This is a genomic window from [Clostridium] aerotolerans DSM 5434 (assembly GCF_000687555.1).
GTDB lineage: Bacteria > Bacillota > Clostridia > Lachnospirales > Lachnospiraceae > Lacrimispora > Lacrimispora aerotolerans.
The window spans coordinates 77,619-93,515 of the sequence record NZ_JHWJ01000009.1 but is presented as its reverse complement, the minus strand read 5'-3'; the positions used below and the strand labels follow the sequence as shown (position 1 = coordinate 93,515).

General features: G+C 43.5%; 16 protein-coding genes. All 16 read right to left on the bottom strand.

Annotated elements, in window-relative coordinates; all coding sequences use genetic code 11:
* Positions 1-12: 12 nt before the first annotated feature.
* Positions 13-1,056 carry a hydrogenase formation protein HypD gene (gene hypD / locus T546_RS0113315; RefSeq protein ID WP_026892030.1) on the bottom strand — a complete coding sequence of 348 codons (1,044 nt, stop codon included), beginning with the start codon at positions 1,054-1,056 and terminating at the stop codon, positions 13-15.
* Complete coding sequence (locus T546_RS0113310) at positions 1,043-1,270, bottom strand: HypC/HybG/HupF family hydrogenase formation chaperone (protein ID WP_024836445.1); 228 nt, start codon at positions 1,268-1,270, stop codon at positions 1,043-1,045. Before T546_RS0113310 ends, hypD begins: the two co-directional genes overlap by 14 nt.
* A 14-nt stretch (positions 1,271-1,284) precedes the next feature.
* Positions 1,285-3,591, bottom strand: a complete 2,307-nt coding sequence (hypF, locus tag T546_RS23565) for a carbamoyltransferase HypF (protein ID WP_051629828.1) — start codon at positions 3,589-3,591, stop codon at positions 1,285-1,287.
* Entirely contained in the window at positions 3,564-4,217 is a 654-nt protein-coding gene (hypB, locus tag T546_RS0113300) for a hydrogenase nickel incorporation protein HypB (RefSeq protein ID WP_026892029.1), read from the bottom strand. Before hypB ends, hypF begins: the two co-directional genes overlap by 28 nt.
* 42 nt (positions 4,218-4,259) lie before the next feature.
* Entirely contained in the window at positions 4,260-4,598 is a 339-nt protein-coding gene (locus tag T546_RS0113295) for a hydrogenase maturation nickel metallochaperone HypA/HybF (RefSeq protein ID WP_024836448.1), read from the bottom strand.
* Positions 4,565-4,930: a 4Fe-4S dicluster domain-containing protein gene (locus T546_RS23560; RefSeq protein WP_024836449.1), complete on the bottom strand. Its 366-nt coding sequence runs from the start codon at positions 4,928-4,930 to the stop codon at positions 4,565-4,567. The genes T546_RS0113295 and T546_RS23560 overlap by 34 nt, the downstream gene beginning before the upstream one ends.
* A 54-nt stretch (positions 4,931-4,984) precedes the next feature.
* Positions 4,985-6,064 carry a hydrogenase large subunit gene (locus T546_RS0113285; protein ID WP_026892028.1) on the bottom strand — a complete coding sequence of 360 codons (1,080 nt, stop codon included), beginning with the start codon at positions 6,062-6,064 and terminating at the stop codon, positions 4,985-4,987.
* Positions 6,065-6,100: 36 nt separating this feature from the next.
* Entirely contained in the window at positions 6,101-6,442 is a 342-nt protein-coding gene (locus T546_RS0113280) for an NADH-quinone oxidoreductase subunit C (protein ID WP_026892027.1), read from the bottom strand.
* Between the two features lie 21 nt (positions 6,443-6,463).
* Positions 6,464-6,898 carry an NADH-quinone oxidoreductase subunit B family protein gene (locus T546_RS0113275; protein WP_024836452.1) on the bottom strand — a complete coding sequence of 145 codons (435 nt, stop codon included), beginning with the start codon at positions 6,896-6,898 and terminating at the stop codon, positions 6,464-6,466.
* A 46-nt stretch (positions 6,899-6,944) separates the two neighbouring features.
* Positions 6,945-7,802 (bottom strand): respiratory chain complex I subunit 1 family protein, encoded by an 858-nt coding sequence (locus tag T546_RS0113270; protein WP_026892026.1) that lies wholly within the window; start codon positions 7,800-7,802, stop codon positions 6,945-6,947.
* A 1-nt stretch (position 7,803) separates the two neighbouring features.
* A complete protein-coding gene (locus T546_RS0113265) occupies positions 7,804-9,711 on the bottom strand; it encodes an NADH-quinone oxidoreductase subunit 5 family protein (protein WP_026892025.1) in 1,908 nt (635 codons plus the stop codon).
* A gap of 627 nt (positions 9,712-10,338) precedes the next feature.
* Positions 10,339-11,973 carry a pectate lyase family protein gene (locus T546_RS23555; RefSeq protein ID WP_051629827.1) on the bottom strand — a complete coding sequence of 545 codons (1,635 nt, stop codon included), beginning with the start codon at positions 11,971-11,973 and terminating at the stop codon, positions 10,339-10,341.
* 160 nt (positions 11,974-12,133) lie between these two features.
* Positions 12,134-13,213 (bottom strand): histidinol-phosphate transaminase, encoded by a 1,080-nt coding sequence (gene hisC / locus T546_RS0113255; RefSeq protein WP_026892024.1) that lies wholly within the window; start codon positions 13,211-13,213, stop codon positions 12,134-12,136.
* 1 nt (position 13,214) lies between these two features.
* The gene (locus T546_RS23550; RefSeq protein WP_051629825.1) at positions 13,215-14,327 is read right to left on the bottom strand and encodes an iron-containing alcohol dehydrogenase family protein; all 1,113 of its coding nucleotides are present in this window, start codon (positions 14,325-14,327) and stop codon (positions 13,215-13,217) included.
* Between the two features lie 11 nt (positions 14,328-14,338).
* On the bottom strand, positions 14,339-15,100 hold the full coding sequence (locus T546_RS0113245) for an ABC transporter ATP-binding protein (RefSeq protein ID WP_026892023.1): 762 nt from the start codon (positions 15,098-15,100) through the stop codon (positions 14,339-14,341).
* Between the two features lie 14 nt (positions 15,101-15,114).
* Complete coding sequence (locus T546_RS0113240; RefSeq protein WP_026892022.1) at positions 15,115-15,876, bottom strand: ABC transporter permease subunit; 762 nt, start codon at positions 15,874-15,876, stop codon at positions 15,115-15,117.
* Between the last annotated feature and the right edge of the window lie 21 nt (positions 15,877-15,897).

The following is a 15,897-nucleotide window of genomic DNA, read 5'->3' as shown; positions in this document are numbered from 1 at the left end:
AAGCCCCTTTCCTTACGAATTCTGATACCAGATTCCACAAGCCCCTTCAGAAGAGACCATACAAGGCCCAACCGCATGCAAAGGCGTGCACACCTTCTGAAACAAGGGGCAGTCCACCGGCTGAATCCGGCCAAGAATCACATCGGTGCATCTACAGCCTGGCGGAAGCGCTTCTATGACTTCCTCCTGACTTCCTCCTGCATCGTATTCTTTATATTCCTCTTTCAGCTTAAGAGCCGATTGCTTTATGGTCCCGATACCTCTCCATGCATCATCTGTTGGCTCAAAATACTGGTGAATGAGTGCCTCTGCCTTCTGATTCCCTTCCTCTGTCACTGCATTGGAATATAGATTTTTGACCTGATACCGTTTCCCTTTTAACTGGGTCATGATTTCATAGATGGCTGCCAGAATATGCTCTCCCTCAAAACCAGCCACCACAAAAGGCTTTTTATATGCGGCTGCCAGCTCTTCATAAATCCTGCTTCCGGTAATGACACTGACATGTCCGGGGCTTAAAAAGGCATCGATGCTGGTCTCATTTTCACAGATAAAGGAAAGCGCCGGCAGAATGGTCTTAATGGAGGTGGCTAATTTCAGGTTTTTGATGTTTCGTTTCTGAATCTCATCAAGCAGCAGAGCGTACACGGGAGTCGTGGTTTCAAATCCCACTGCTGCAAATACATACTGGGTATCCTTATGATTTTCCGCTTCTGTCAGGGCTCCTAAGGGAGAATAAAGCACCTTTACCTCTGCCCCCATTGCCTTTGCCTCTGTTAATGACATCTGAGTGCCCTTTACCTTCATCATATCTCCAAAGGTGAGTACACAATACGTTTCCTTTAGAGAAAGCTCCACCAGACGGTCGATGTAGGATGGTGCGGTAACGCAGACCGGACAGCCCGGCCCTGAGATCAGCTGAATGTTTGGCGAGATAATGGACCTGATTCCATGCTGAAAGATGCTTTTTGTATGAGTTCCACAGACCTCCATGATCTTTACCGGCTCACCGTCATATTCTTTCAGCGCCTTTATCACCTGTTCAAGCTTCATCATCAAAAACCTCCTGAAGCTCCTGAAACAAATCAATGATTTCTTTTGCTGCGTCCTCTTTTAAAACCTCTATGGCACACCCGGCATGAATGAGCACATAATCGCCTACTCCTGCCTCTACCAGCTTGATATTTACATCGGTCAGATTTTCTAATACATTGACCTTTGCATAGTCCCCATCGATCTTAACAATCTTTCCCGGTACTGCAACACACATAAGCTCCCGCCTTTCTATTTTGTCTGATGAAATGCTTTTAAATATTTCCGTCCAAGGTATACCTGTCCAAGACTGATTCCTCCGTCATTGGGAGGAACAGACAGGTTCATATAGACTTTAAATCCCTTTTCTCTAAGAAATCCAGCCGTATGCTCTGTAAGGACCGTGTTCTGAAAAACGCCGCCACTTAAGCAGACATCTGAGATTCCGTACTGATCTTTTAGCTTTTGGCAAATGGAAACAATTCCTTTTGCAAACCCTATGTGAAATCCGAGAGCTAGAGCACTGACATTTCCATTTCCTCTCTCTTTGCATAGTGCAGTAAATGCGCTCTTTGGATCAAGCTCCCATATGCCGTTTCTTTCTGAAACTTCAAAAGGCACGGAGGCAGGTCTTATCTGCCTGCTAATGGCGGACAGTCCGCTTTTTTCAAATAAAGAGGCACATTCTCCTTCATATGTATTTTCATGGGCGATTAAAAGAACGGAGGAGGCTGCGTCAAAGAGACGTCCTGCACTGGAGGAGGATACTACATTCACGTGATGGTGAAGAGCCGCCTTTATGAGATCGCTTCTTTCATCCGTGATATACTCCTGGAGACCAAAATGAGTCAGGCAGCAAATGGCTGTTTTCCATGCCTCCCGCATGGACTGGTCTCCTCCAAGAATGGGAAAGGGACTGATATGCCCGGCTCTCTTACATTCCTTGTCCTGACAGATGAGAAATTCACCTCCCCATATGGTTCCATCGGTTCCATAGCCGGTTCCATCCATGGCGACTCCTATGACAGGGCCATCCAGATGATGCTCTGCCATAACAGAAGCGATATGGGCGTGATGATGCTGCACCTTTATGAGAGGAAGTCCCAGAGTACTGGCATACCGGGCAGAATGATAGTTTGGGTGGAGGTCGCAGACAACAAGCTCTGGCTGGAACCGAAACAGCTCTTTCATATCCTCAAAGGAGCTTTCATACTCCTCCATCACCTTACTTTCCTCCAGATCCCCGAAATACTGGGATACCACTGCGCTTCCATTTTCATAGAAGCAAAAGGAAGCCTTTAAATCTCCCCCGGCCGCAAACACAGAGGGCTCTTTCTCCCCATGATTTTCTTTCACCTCTTCGGAGAGAAAAACCGGATAAGGCACATAGCCTCTGCTTCTTCTGATGAGCTGTGGTTTTCCAGCCACGATTTTTGCCACTGAATCATCTACGGAGCGGAGTATTCTTCTATGATGATATAGAACGCCCCTTAGCTCTTTGGAAGAAAGAGAGAGCATAGGCTCATCTTCCCGGATGATTGGCTGTCCTGATATATTGGCACTTGTCATAATGAGAGGTCCCAGTCTTCCAGTGAGCAGGATCTGAAGCGGAGTATAAGGAAGGAAGGCTCCGCAGTACATGCTCCCTTTGTTGGTGGAAGGGGCCATGTAATCTCCCTCCCGACGCAACAGCACAATGGGTCTTGGCCTGGATTCTAACAGGGAACGTTCTTCCTTTGAGACATGACAATACTTTTTTATTTCGGCAATGGAAGAAAACATAACAGCAAAGGGCTTTTCTTCCCTGCCCTTTAAGATTCTAAGCCTGTTTACGGTATCTTCCCGAAAGGGAGAGCACACAAGGTGATAGCCTCCGATTCCTTTTACAGCTATAATTCCGCCCTCCAAAAGCGCCGCTGCTGCCTGATCCAGTGCCTCTCCCTCCTGCCACTCTTTTTCCTCTTTCTTTTTATCCCGGTATATGAGATAAGGTCCGCAGTCATTACAGGAAATGGTCTGGGCATGAAAACGTCTGCTTTCCGGAGACGTATACTCTTTTTCACATTCCTCGCACATCTTAAAATCAATCATGGCTGTGTGGTCCCTGTCGTAAGGAAGCCGCTCCATAATGGTATATCTGGGACCACAGGAAATACAGCTGATAAACGGATTCCCATAGCGCCTGTTCCCCGGATTTAAAAGCTCCTTCCTGCAGGCAGGGCAGACAGGAAGGTCAGGCGGAATCACAGAGGACTCTCCAAGCACACCGCTTTTTAAGATGACAAAATCATTAAGCGTAAGGGAAGAGATCTCCTCCTTCTCCAGCTTAATGATCTCATATCCCATATCTTTTGTTTCCGTAAGTACTGTTAGGAACCGGCCCACTGCCCCCTTCTCCCCCTGAGCAATGATTTCCACATATCCGCCTACATTTCGTACCGACCCCGAGATTCCTTCATTCTTTGCCATATGATAAACAAGGGGTCGGAAACCAACCCCTTGAACAATGCCGTAAGCATATATTTTTAATGTCATAGATTGATCTTTTCCCTGATCCATGCTGCTACCTGATCATAGCCCTCTTCCGTCTTTCCGGATACTTTTATGACAGGGGCTGACTTGTTTAACGCACGGACTCCTTTCATAAAGAAGTCCTCATCAAAATCAAGATATGGGATGAGATCACATTTATTGATCAGAATGATATCCGCCTTTTCAAATGCAAGGGGATATTTATATGGCTTATCGCTTCCTTCGGTGACGGTGGATATAAGCATCTTTACATGCTCCCCGATCATGAATTCAGCAGGACAAACCAGATTTCCAATATTCTCTATAAAAAGAACTCCTTTTTGAAGTTCCATCTCTTCCACTGCTTCCCCGATCACAGGGGAATCCAGATGGCAGGCACCACCTGTATTGATCTGAATGGCCTGCACTCCAAGAGACAATAGTTTTTTTGTGTCAAAATCAGCCTCAATATCTCCCTCAATCACATAAGACTTGATCCCGTCAAGCCGTTTGATGATCTGAATGAGAGATGTGGTCTTTCCCGCTCCAGGAGCTCCCATTACGTTAACGGCAAAAATCCCCTTTTCCGTCAAGGACGCATTGATCCGTGCTGCAGTCTCATCATTCTTATCGTATACAGACTGCATGATCTCTATTTCTTTATTCTCAGACATATGTACCTCCGCTCCAGGCTAATTCCTTTTATCCTTCCTCTATCATATCTCAATGGACTTAATATAAAACTCCTGTCCGATCTCTGTGGGTTCCCCATCACCGTTACAGATGGGGCATTCAAAATGAAAGGGCTTGCGGACAAATAATTCCCCACAGCGTTTGCATCTCAGCTTGGGGATTACCCTTTCCATATGAAGCTCTGCATGTTCGCAGGGCGTTCCTTCTGCAATCAGGCCGAAATACAGCTCTATGGAGCTTGCCACATAGCCGCAGTAGTCTCCCACCACCAGATTGATGACCTTAATCTCTTCGGCCTGATGTTCCTTTGCATATTCCCATGCGATCTCTATGATTCGCTGGGTGATTGGGTATTCGTGCATTTTACGTGTACATCCCTTACATTTCCAAACGACGGTTCCGTATAGTGGTTCTCCATCATGAGGCATTTTTTCGGACAGACTTCCGTGCAATAGCCACACTGAATGCATTTTAACCGCTCAATGCTCCAGGAGGTCCTTGCCTTATCCGTATGAATGGCGTTGGTAGGACACCGCCTCTCGCACATGCCACAGAAAATGCAGTCATCGATGGAAATACCGATACTTCCTCTGGTCCGGTCAAAGGTCTCCTTTTTCTCAATTGGATAGGATACGGTAAATGGACCGTGGAATAAATTTTTAATCAATGTTTTTGTCATTCTTAATATTGACATAGCACCCTCAATTCCGCTGTTTATGGCAGCTCTGGCTTTCTGCAGGTAAAACGGTTACCGTTCCGTACAACTGATACATGGATCAATGGTAAGTATCAGTATGGGCACATCGGCCAGGGAACAGTTCTTTAAGGTTTCAAGCAGGGCCGGTACATTGGCAAAGGTAGGCGTTCTCACTCTGACCCGGTCAAGAAACTTTGTTCCGTTTGCTTTCACGTAATAAAGGACCTCTCCTCTGGGCTGCTCCAGACGGGTAAAATACTCTCCCTTTGGACTTCCGGTCACTTTTACCTTGATATCTCCTTCCGGCATAAGCCTGATGCACTGGCGAATCAAGTCCATGGCCTGGAACATCTCTCCGATACGGACCCTGGTTCTTGCATAGCAGTCCCCTTCTTCATCAATAATGGGCTTAAAGTCCAGTTTTCCGTAAGCCGCATAGCCCTGAGTCCTCATATCCATCTCAATGCCGCTCGCCCTTGCCATGGGACCTAATGCCCCAAGGTCAAAGGCAGCCTGCTTCGACAGTTTACCAACACCCCGTGTCCGCAGCTTCACGGTGGAATCATTGATAAATACGGCTGCAATTTCCTTAAGCTCCTTTTCCATGCGGTCCAGGACTTCAAGGATTTTATGAAGGGTCTCTTTATTAATATCTTTTCTCACACCGCCAATATCACAGACAGAGAAAATAACTCTGCCCCCGGTGGTCTCTTCAAATACATCAAGAACCTGTTCTCTTAATTTCCAGGACTGCATAAACAGACTTTCAAATCCAAAGGCGTCCGCTAAGAGTCCCAGCCACATAAGATGGCTGTGGAGCCTGGAAAATTCCGCCCAGATGGTTCTTAAAAATTTAGCCCGTTCAGGAATCTCTGCTCCCATAATACTTTCCACTGACATGCAATAGCCCATGCCGTGCATAAAGGAACAGATTCCACAGATTCGCTCTGCGACAAATGTATACTGCTGAAAATCTCTTTTCTCTACCAGCTTCTCTAACCCTCTGTGAACATATCCGATTCTAGGAATCGCCTCCACCACCGTCTCATCTTCCAGAACCAGATCCAGATGTATTGGCTCGGGAAGTACGGGATGCTGGGGACCGAAAGGAACAATTGTCCTGTTTCCCATAAGTAACCTCCAATCCGATGCATGAGAGCATCTTTTTTACTCCTGTACACCAAATGGCGCTTTGACCGGAATCTTATAAAGGGAATTGTTATAATCCGGTGTGATTCCATTTATTTTAATTCCAAACAATTCCTTGATCTCATTTTCATATAAAAAGGAGTAAGGATAAATAATGCTGATGCTGTCAAGCTCTGCTTCCGTATCAATATGAAGCCTTAGATTCACCAGTTCATAATTTAAATCAAAGGAATAGGTCAGCTCCATCTCTTCTTTATAGGTGCTGCTGATGGCAACGAGCCGGTATCCTTCATTTTTAAGTTTTAGAGTCTCCGTCAGAAGATCCGAAGCAGAAATCTCTTTTAAGGTTTCACCCGCCATATTTTCCCTCCTTAGCCAGTTTTATTGTTTCTTTCCGGCCTTCTTTTTCTTTTCTCCCAGAATCTCAAGACCTTTTACCACGCCGTCTATAATGGATTCCGGACGGGCCGCACAGCCCGGTACGTATACATCCACTGGAATTACCTTATCCACTCCGCCTGCCACATTGTAGCACTCGGCAAAGATTCCTCCTGAGGTCGCACAGATTCCTACTGCTATGACCACCTTTGGATCAGGCATCTGTTCGTAAAGCTGCTTTACCACAGGAATGTTCTGTTCATTGACACTTCCGGTAATTAAAAAAACATCGGCGTGCTTGGGATTACCTGTATTGATCATGCCAAAACGTTCCACATCATATAAGGGAGTCAGACAGGCCAGCACCTCAATGTCGCATCCATTGCAGCTGGTACCGTCATAATGCAAAATCCAGGGTGATTTTTTTATTCCATCCATAGTATCCTCCATACCGCAAAATTTGGTTTCTTTTCATGAATCCCAGTTAAAAGTAGGAAAGGATCAAAAGATTAACCGTTCCCATAATTGCAGTTACGACCCAGGCTGATTTTAAGGCCTGCTGCCATTTGACCCTGGCAGAGCCGTTGTCTACGATAATCTCAAAGAGATAGACGACCAGACAGGCGATGACTGCAAAAACATGGCTTATGGGTGCTGCTGTTGCAAAAAACACATAGACAAGAGTCAGGGAAATGATGACCTCATACCAGTGGGTCACCTCAATTACAGCTAAATCCTTGCCGGAATACTCGGTCGTGATTCCTTTTACGATCTCCTGATGTCCGTGATGTGACATGCTTAAATCAAATGGCGATTTTCTCAGCTTAAAGGTAAGGACGAATACAAGCCCGATAAAGACTCCAGGAAGATAGAGTATGGATGGCTTCTCAGCCGATACAATATCCCGGATGAAAAAGCTGTGCTCCGCATAATATAAACCGATACAGGTCAGAAGAACCATAGGCTCATAGGACATGATCTGCAAAAGCTCCCGCTCCGATCCAATGGTATTATACGGGGAATTGGAGGCATAGCCGCCCAGTACAAAGAACACGGACCCAAGAGTAAGGGCAAAAATGGCTAAGAGGATATCTCCTCCGGATAACAGGATCAGAGTCGTAAATACTACAAATACCAAGGACACGTATACAAAGAAACGGTGCATGGAATTGACCTCTATGGATTCCTTTTCCGTCAGCTTTAATACATCGTAAAAGGGCTGTAACAGGGGCGGTCCCTGCCTTCCCTGAAGCCTGGCGGATATGATACGGTCTACTCCCGTTATAAGGCCGCCAACCAAAGGTGTGAATATAATAATTGCAATGATTCTAACAATGTTCATATTATGCCAACCCTCCTATCAACAGTATGACTCCCACTACCAGGATTGCTGTACACAGTGCGTTGCTTAAGAAGGTAAGTTTATGGGCTCCGAAGAAATCTTCCATATACCAGTTGCGCATCTCCACCTTTTGCTTTACGCCCATTGCTCCGTAAAACGTCTGGTTGTCTCCCGTGTTTTCTCCCGCCATATAAATGGGAACCTTTCTTCTCTTGTCATTCTTATAGATGGGAATAAAGCTGATTGGAAGCAGTATGAGCATGCTCAGCATACAAAGCATCAGCTTAATGTCACTTGTCTCAATGGGGATCAGTGCCGTGCTTTTATAGACCTCGGTAAGATATGGCTCTAAGGCATATCTTGAGACAAGAGGAAATGTAAAGCAGGAAATCACCACCAGGACAGCCAAAATTGTAATGGGAAGCTCTTCATCTAAGGATAATTCGTGATGGTTCTTATGACCCATATTGACCTTAGATACCAGTTTGCCCATCCATTTAGCCCAATAAAACAAGGTAGCTGCACTTCCGTAAGCCAGGATAATAACAATGATTACATTATCGGAATCAATGAGTGCTTTCATGGCTACCCACTTGGATACCAGCATTCCGAAGGGTGCAAGGAACATGCCGGCAATACCGATCATCATGTAGAATGCCAGCTTACTGGACACTCCCATTAACAAATCCATATTTTCCACATTCCGGTTTCCGATCTGGTGCTCTGCAGAACCTACGGATATGAAAAGCAGGGATTTGGATACTGCGTGGAAGATAATCAGTAAAATTGCTGCCCATAAGGATTCCTGGGTTCCGGCACTGGCACAGATTACAATCAGACCCAGGTTTGCAAGTGTGGAATAGGCAAGAATCTTCTTTCCGTCACTTTGGGATATGGCCATCAGCGAGCAGGCAAGGAATGTCACACCGCCGCCAAAGGTTACCACCCTGCCTACACTGGTAGGGCCTAATAAGGGTGCAAGCCGGATAATTAAATAGACGCCAGCCTTTACCATGGTCGCGGAATGAAGCAGCGCAGAGGTAGGCGTTGGTGCCACCATAGCTCCAAGGAGCCAGGAGGAAAAGGGAAGCTGGGCAGATTTCGTGAGTGCTGCGATGGATAAAAGGAAGACTGGGATCATAATGACTGCATCCGGATTCTTCTGTGTCAGCACGGAAAGCTCCAGGGTGTGATAGTACATCCCGATGAAAATAATGGCGGCTGCAAAGGCAACTCCGCCACCTAAGTTGATGAGAAGGGCACGGAGGGAATTGTTCTTTGCTTCCTCTGTCTGGGTGTAGCCGATTAAAAGGAAAGAGCAAAGAGTCGTAATCTCCCAACAGAAATACATCCACACCAGATTATTGCTCAAAACGATTCCAAACATGGCGGAAAGGAATAAAAACAGGATGGAGAAGAAAAAGCTTTTCCTTTCTTTGTATTCCTTGTGATGGTTATGATAATCCTTCATATAACCCACCGCATAAATACAAATAAGGCTTCCCACCAGTCCGATTACCAAGGCCATAATCGCTGTCAGCTTATCAAAAACGATGGCTGTCTGAACGGTGATTCCTTCTTTAAACCCAAACTCAAAAACAAGAATTGCTGCTGTCTGCAGAAATGACAGAATAGATATGACGTACTTTTTGTTACGGATACCAAGAGTAATAATGTAAGCAGCGATTATAACTTCGACTGCTACAATGATGAGATCAATTTCTTCTTCCCATGGACATGCCATACGGATTCCGTCCTTAAAAAAGATTCCCACCACTACCAGTGTCAGAAGGGCTGTTATGACAGCACTGATTCTGACTAACATACTTCTTGCTGCATCGTGTTTAACCAAAAAAATAGCTAATGCAGCCACCATAGGAAACAACAGGAAAACAGTAATTGCAACCATACATTCATCACCTTATCTTTGTTTTATAGTATTTGCCAAAACAAGCCTTGTTTTCATCAATAAAGCTATTCAAATAGTACAAACAAGCGATGTCAACCGCATTATCGATTTATATGTTCTCATTCTATCACACTAAAATTTCTTGTCAATGTTTTATTATGTGTACATTTTACACAAAAGCTTCGTTTTTGACAAAATTTTAACTAATTCTCATAAAAAAAATGAGAACGCAGAGATATGTACTAAAATAAATACAAGGACATGTTAAGTTTTAGACAATATAAGATCATATTTTTGCGTAAATTAAGATTGTACTTAAAAAAAGACAGAAAGTATAGGCATTGATTCCGCCTTGAAGTGCCTGAAATAGCAAGAATTTGTACTGAAAAACAGGGCAGAAAGGAGTTGTTTATACCTGTTTGAGCGGAGAACCGAAAAAGCAGCCTGAGAAATAAAAGCTTCTCAGGCTGTTCTTTTTTATGGTTTTAAGTGTTTTTATTGTTACTTTTCATACAATCTTCAGGATAAAATAACCAGTATTTAAACCATGAAACAGAGTTTTCTAACGACTTTTTAATTCCATTTTAAGGATGGAATCAGTGATTCTAATGCAGAATATTACGGTATTTATTTGACTCCTACTGACATAAGCTGGGTCTTATAATTCCTTATTTTAGACATGAGTTCACTGTTTAAATTATAAGAAGTATCATCGGTTTCGTTATTAAACTTCCAGGTAAAGTCACCCTGATTCATACGGCCGGCATTTGTAGTTACGGTGCTCTCTACTGCTGTTACATCGTCAATATCTGCCTGACGGGTACCCGTATCTTTTAAGGTATCAAAATTGTTATAGGAAGTATTTCCTGCCACGGTCTTATAGGCGGCTGGTACGGTTTCACTTCGTTTGGAGGCTTCATAAGCATCAAAGGATGTTTCGTTTCCATTTGTTGTTCCATTGTTTGAATTGGCGTAAATAAGGCTGTCTGCCTGTTCTATCCTGTTATGATAAGCTTTAATCATTCCTCCGTTCTCACCGGAAAAGGTTCCTTTTCCCAGGGTATCTGTGCCCTGGAGGGAGCTCATCATTGGATATTTGCAATGCCTGAAATAGTTTTCCTCTACGAATGCAGAGCTTCCATTCGTCACACCAACTCCGTATTTTGCGATACCATCATAATAATTATTATAAATATGAACCGAGGCCTGCCGGATTCTGGGGTGACGGGAATCGGAATGATCATACCAGTTATGGTGATAGGTGACGAAAAATTCTTCGGAGTCCTTCATGCCGCATAGAGAACACTTGCCGGAATCCCAGAAATGGTTATAGGATACTGTGACATAGGTGGATGCATTTTTAACATCAATGGAACCGTCACCCTTTGCCTGGTCCGCATCAGAACCTGCTGCTCCGTATAAAATATCATTGTGATGAATCCATACATTGCAGTTGCTTGTATCAAGGGAAATCCCATCATCAGGAAACAGCATAATGCCTAAATTCCTGATTTCCAGATTCTTACAGTTCCTGACCAGAATCCCCCAGCCGTATGCCGTTGCATCATCTCCAATACCTTCTAAGGTCATGTTCATCTCGGTATAGGCTGATTTACCTTTTACCTGAAGGTATCCGCTGCTGTTTAGCTGGCCGGACATATCCTCCCCTGTAATCTGACCAATAAAACGAATGGCAAGAGGGGTTTTATCATAGCCCTTTTGACGCAGGGTCATAATCTCCCCAATTCCAGTTGCGGTCTGTTTTTTTCCAGAGTTATTTATTATGACATCAAGGGTTACGGTTTTTGCCGTTGCAGACGTGATATATACAATCTGCGCCCCATTTTTTAAAGCTCCATTTTCCTCATAAGCGCCGGACGCTGTCTGGGAGGGGGATTCCCCAGAAAAAGCAAATCCACTCCTGCTGTTTCCTTTTACCGTTATTGGTTCAGAAACTGTGGTTTCCCTGGAACCACTTGCAAAATTCACTTCCAGCCTAAAGGTGTATTGACCAGCCAAAAGTCCCAATGCATCCGCCCTGAAATACGAGGAATACTTACGAATCAGTGTATCATCAATTTGTACGTAGGCCGAGTCGCCCGCTCCAGCAGGTTTTACAGATACCTGGTAAGATACCGCTTTGTCTACAGGCTTCCATTTCAGATAAGCGCTTTCGAACCAGCCTCCGCTCTCTGTCAGTGAAATACCTTCTGCCTTTGCAGAAATAGACGTCCCCGTGATTGTTTCCCATTTTTTCATCATATATCTTTACCTTTCTAAAAAAATTATAGGATTTAGAGCCTACGCTATCACTATATTATCCTTTTTATGGATTCGTTCATTTTTCCTGTGGTAAAATAAAAACTCATTTCGGACAAGGCTATGACCGAAATGAGTTAAAATTAGCATACAATTAGATAGATTAGTTACCGGACAATAAAATCCCCTTTAAAGCGGAAAGAAAGCTATTATTTTCCTCTTCTGTTCCTATTGTTACACGGATCCACTGGGGATAATTGTATTCACTTCCTCCCCGTACCAGTATTCCCTTTTCTGCCAGGGCTTTTACCACTGGTTCTGAATCCTGGTTTAGATTGAAAAATATAAAATTTGTATCTGAGGGAATATAGGAAAGCCCAAGTTCTTCAAATGCCTCATAAAAAACACCTGCCTGCTTCTTTATATATTCCACGATATAGTTGTAAAACGCTTCATCATCCAGGCTTTTTTCCGCTGCTAAAATACCAAGCCGGTTTGTGTTAGGCGGTATCTTATAAGGAACGATCTGATTGATGATCTCTTCATGGGCAATTGCATATCCAACCCTGAGAGAAGCAAGTCCATAGACTTTTGAAAAGGTACGCAAAAGGATGAGGTTTTTGTATAAAGGTAACTCCGCAATCAAATTTGGTTTCCTGTGCTCACGTACAAAATCAATGTATGCCTCGTCAACTACAATTAAAATATTGTTGGGAACACGATCTAAAAAGCTTTTTAACTCCTCTTCCTCAATCAGGGTCCCCGTCGGATTATTGGGATTGCAAATCCAGATTATTTTAGTCTTATCCGTGATTCTTTTCTCAATTTCTTTCAGCGATACCTTATGTTCTTCCAGGGGGACATCGATAACAGCCGCTCCTGCTAAATTACCTGATGTTTTGTACCATTCAAAAGAAGGATTCGGATAAATAACTTCATCTCCCGAATTAATAAAGATTTGCGATATCAGACTTATTAATTCAAAGGAGCCGTTTCCAACGAGAATCTGTCCTGTCTCGACCCCATGTATGGCAGCCAGCTTTTCACGAAGAGGGCTTGCAAAAATATCGGTATAAATGGATATATGATCCAAATGCTCCGCCACATATTCCATAGCTGCTTCAGAACAGCCAATGGTATTTTCATTGCGATCCAGCTGAATAATTCTCTGTCCTTTGGAATTTAGCTCCCGCTTTACATAATTAATTTTTTTATCTTTAATGCTGTCCTTTATCTCAACCACTTCATTCACCCTTCTTTCTGTTTGGCTCTTTTGTCTTACTATGTTCTATGTAATCATCGATTTTAAGAATTGCCTCGCTGATTTCATTTGCAGAAAAACCATACCCCAGGTAATTTAAGGATTCATGATAATCGCTCCATATTTTTTCTGAAATAAAGTCCAGTTTTTCTGCATTGCCCTTTATATGAAGATTCTCCAGAGTGAATGCATTTTCAAAGGAACGAAACAACTCGATTACTTCATGGATTTCTTCTTCTGTTTTTTGCTCCAATACCTGTTGGATCAATAATCCATAGCCTACTTTTTCTCCATGAAGAAGATGCCTGGTCTCATCAACATAACTCAGTACATTGTATAGGGGATGTCCAATTCCCTGATATAGGGTATCCGTCTGCAGGCTGCCTGTTAATCCCGCAAGAAATATGATAGCATCAATCGTCTGAACTGCTTCTTCTCCGATCTCTCCGGCCTTTGCTTTTAAAAGCGCAACAGGAGTTTTTTCCGTTAGCGTCCGGTGTGCCCTTTTCGCAATATCTATCATAACCTGTAAAAAGGTGGAATCCCCCTGCAATTTTTCATAAGGATAGATTTCATACCACTTTGCAAACGTGTCAATGACTCCTGCATATAAATACCGCTTGGGAGCCTGAAACAAGATTCTTGTGTCTGCAAGAATAAGAACCGGACCTATCTTATTAAAAAAGGCATCGGTAAATTCACCCTTTTCGTTATAAAGAATGGATACCGCAGCCCAGGAAGCACAGGTTGCGGCAATGGTTGGAATCGTTACAATCGGTAAATCCTTCTTTGTTCCAACTACCTTGGCAGTATCTATCACCCGCCCTCCTCCAAGGCCGATTACTACGTCAAAATCAGAATAAGAAGCCGCAATCGTCTCTGCCGCTTCCATCGTCGGATACCCTGTAAATAAATGTATTTCATATAGAATATCTGCTTCTTTGAGGCTTGGAAGTAAGATATCTTTTGTTGCCTCTAAACTTTTTTCCGAACTGACAATCAAAGCTTTCTTTCCATATTTCTTGATATATTCCCCAGCTTTATAAAGCACATCTGGCTCACTGATGTATTCTTTCGGTGCCTTTATCCTGACCATATCACGCCTCCTTAAATTACAAAATTTTCTTCTCCCACCGGATCTTCAAATTCTTTTTGTAATATCTGCTTTAGTATTAAATTGGTATAGTATACCTTATCACTGCCGCTGATTCTGGGTCTTCCAAGAGCAATCTCTATTTCATCCTTGATTTTTCCGCCTTCCATGACAAACACCCGATCAGCCAGATAAACGGCTTCATCCACATCATGGGTAACCAAAATTGCGGTAAAGCCCTGTTTATTCCACAGTGATTCAATCAGTCTCTGCATTTCAATTTTTGTCAGAGCATCTAAAGCTCCTAAGGGTTCATCAAGAAGAAGCACACCGGGATCACTAACAAGTGCTCTGGCAAGCGCCACTCTCTGCTTTTGTCCTCCCGAAAGATTCTTTGGCCATTCTTTCTGCTTGGAGGAAAGCCCCACACTGTTTAACGCATCCAGAATACGTCCTGAATCACTCTTTTTCATTCCCAGACTGATATTATTCTCCACGGTCTCCCATGGAAGCAGGCGGGGTTCCTGAAACAGGTACCGTATGGATTCGTTCACTGTATTTATATTCTCTCCATTAATAGAGACCTTACCGGAAGTTGGCTTATCCAGTCCCGCAATCAATCTGAGAAGGGTACTCTTTCCGCAGCCGCTGTGCCCGACGATTGCAACAAACTCTCCTGCTGCAATGGAGAGATTAATGCGTTTTAATACTTGCAGCTGGTCAAATGATTTTTCAAGATCATCGATCTTAATTTCAAACGAATGCTTCCTTTCCATCTTCTCACCTCTTATCATTTACGCCAGCGTAAGAATGTTGATTCTAACCCTACGGCAATCACGTCTGAGATCTTTCCTAAAATGGCATATAGAACAATACTGAGCACCACCTTATCCATTTGAAAAAGTCCCCTTGCAGTCATTGCCATATATCCAATTCCAGCATCCGTTGCCACGGTTTCTGCTGCAATCAGTACAAGCCACATAATTCCAAGAGATAGTCTGACTCCTACTAAAACGGAGGACAGGGCCGATGGAAATATAATTCTCCGAAAAATACTTCCTTTCGAAAGCCCATATACCTTACCCATCTCAAGCAGATCTTTATCCACAGACTGGATCCCATGAAAGGTATTCGCATAGATAGGGAAAAACGTTCCAAATGCTACAAGGTAAATCTTAAGCCGTTCTCCCACACCAAACCATGCAATTGCAAGAGGTATAATAGCCAATACCGGTATGTTACGAAACATTTGTATGGTTGTGTTTAACAGGATGTTTGCTTTAACCGACAGCCCCGTAATCAGACCAAGTAAAAAGCCGATGACACCTCCTAGTAAAAATCCAAGAAGAGCTCTTTGGGTACTAACCAAAATATAAGACTGCAATTCTCCGGTCTTAAGCATTCCAATTCCACGTACTACCACAGCCTGAGGGGTTGGAAATCTTAATTTCGTCCCCCCAAAGCTTGTGACCAGGTACCAGATGATAATAAGTCCGATGGGAAGCATCCATGAAAATATATTTTTCCATAAATGTTTATTTATTATCTTCATAATAAAACCCTCTGTATGTTA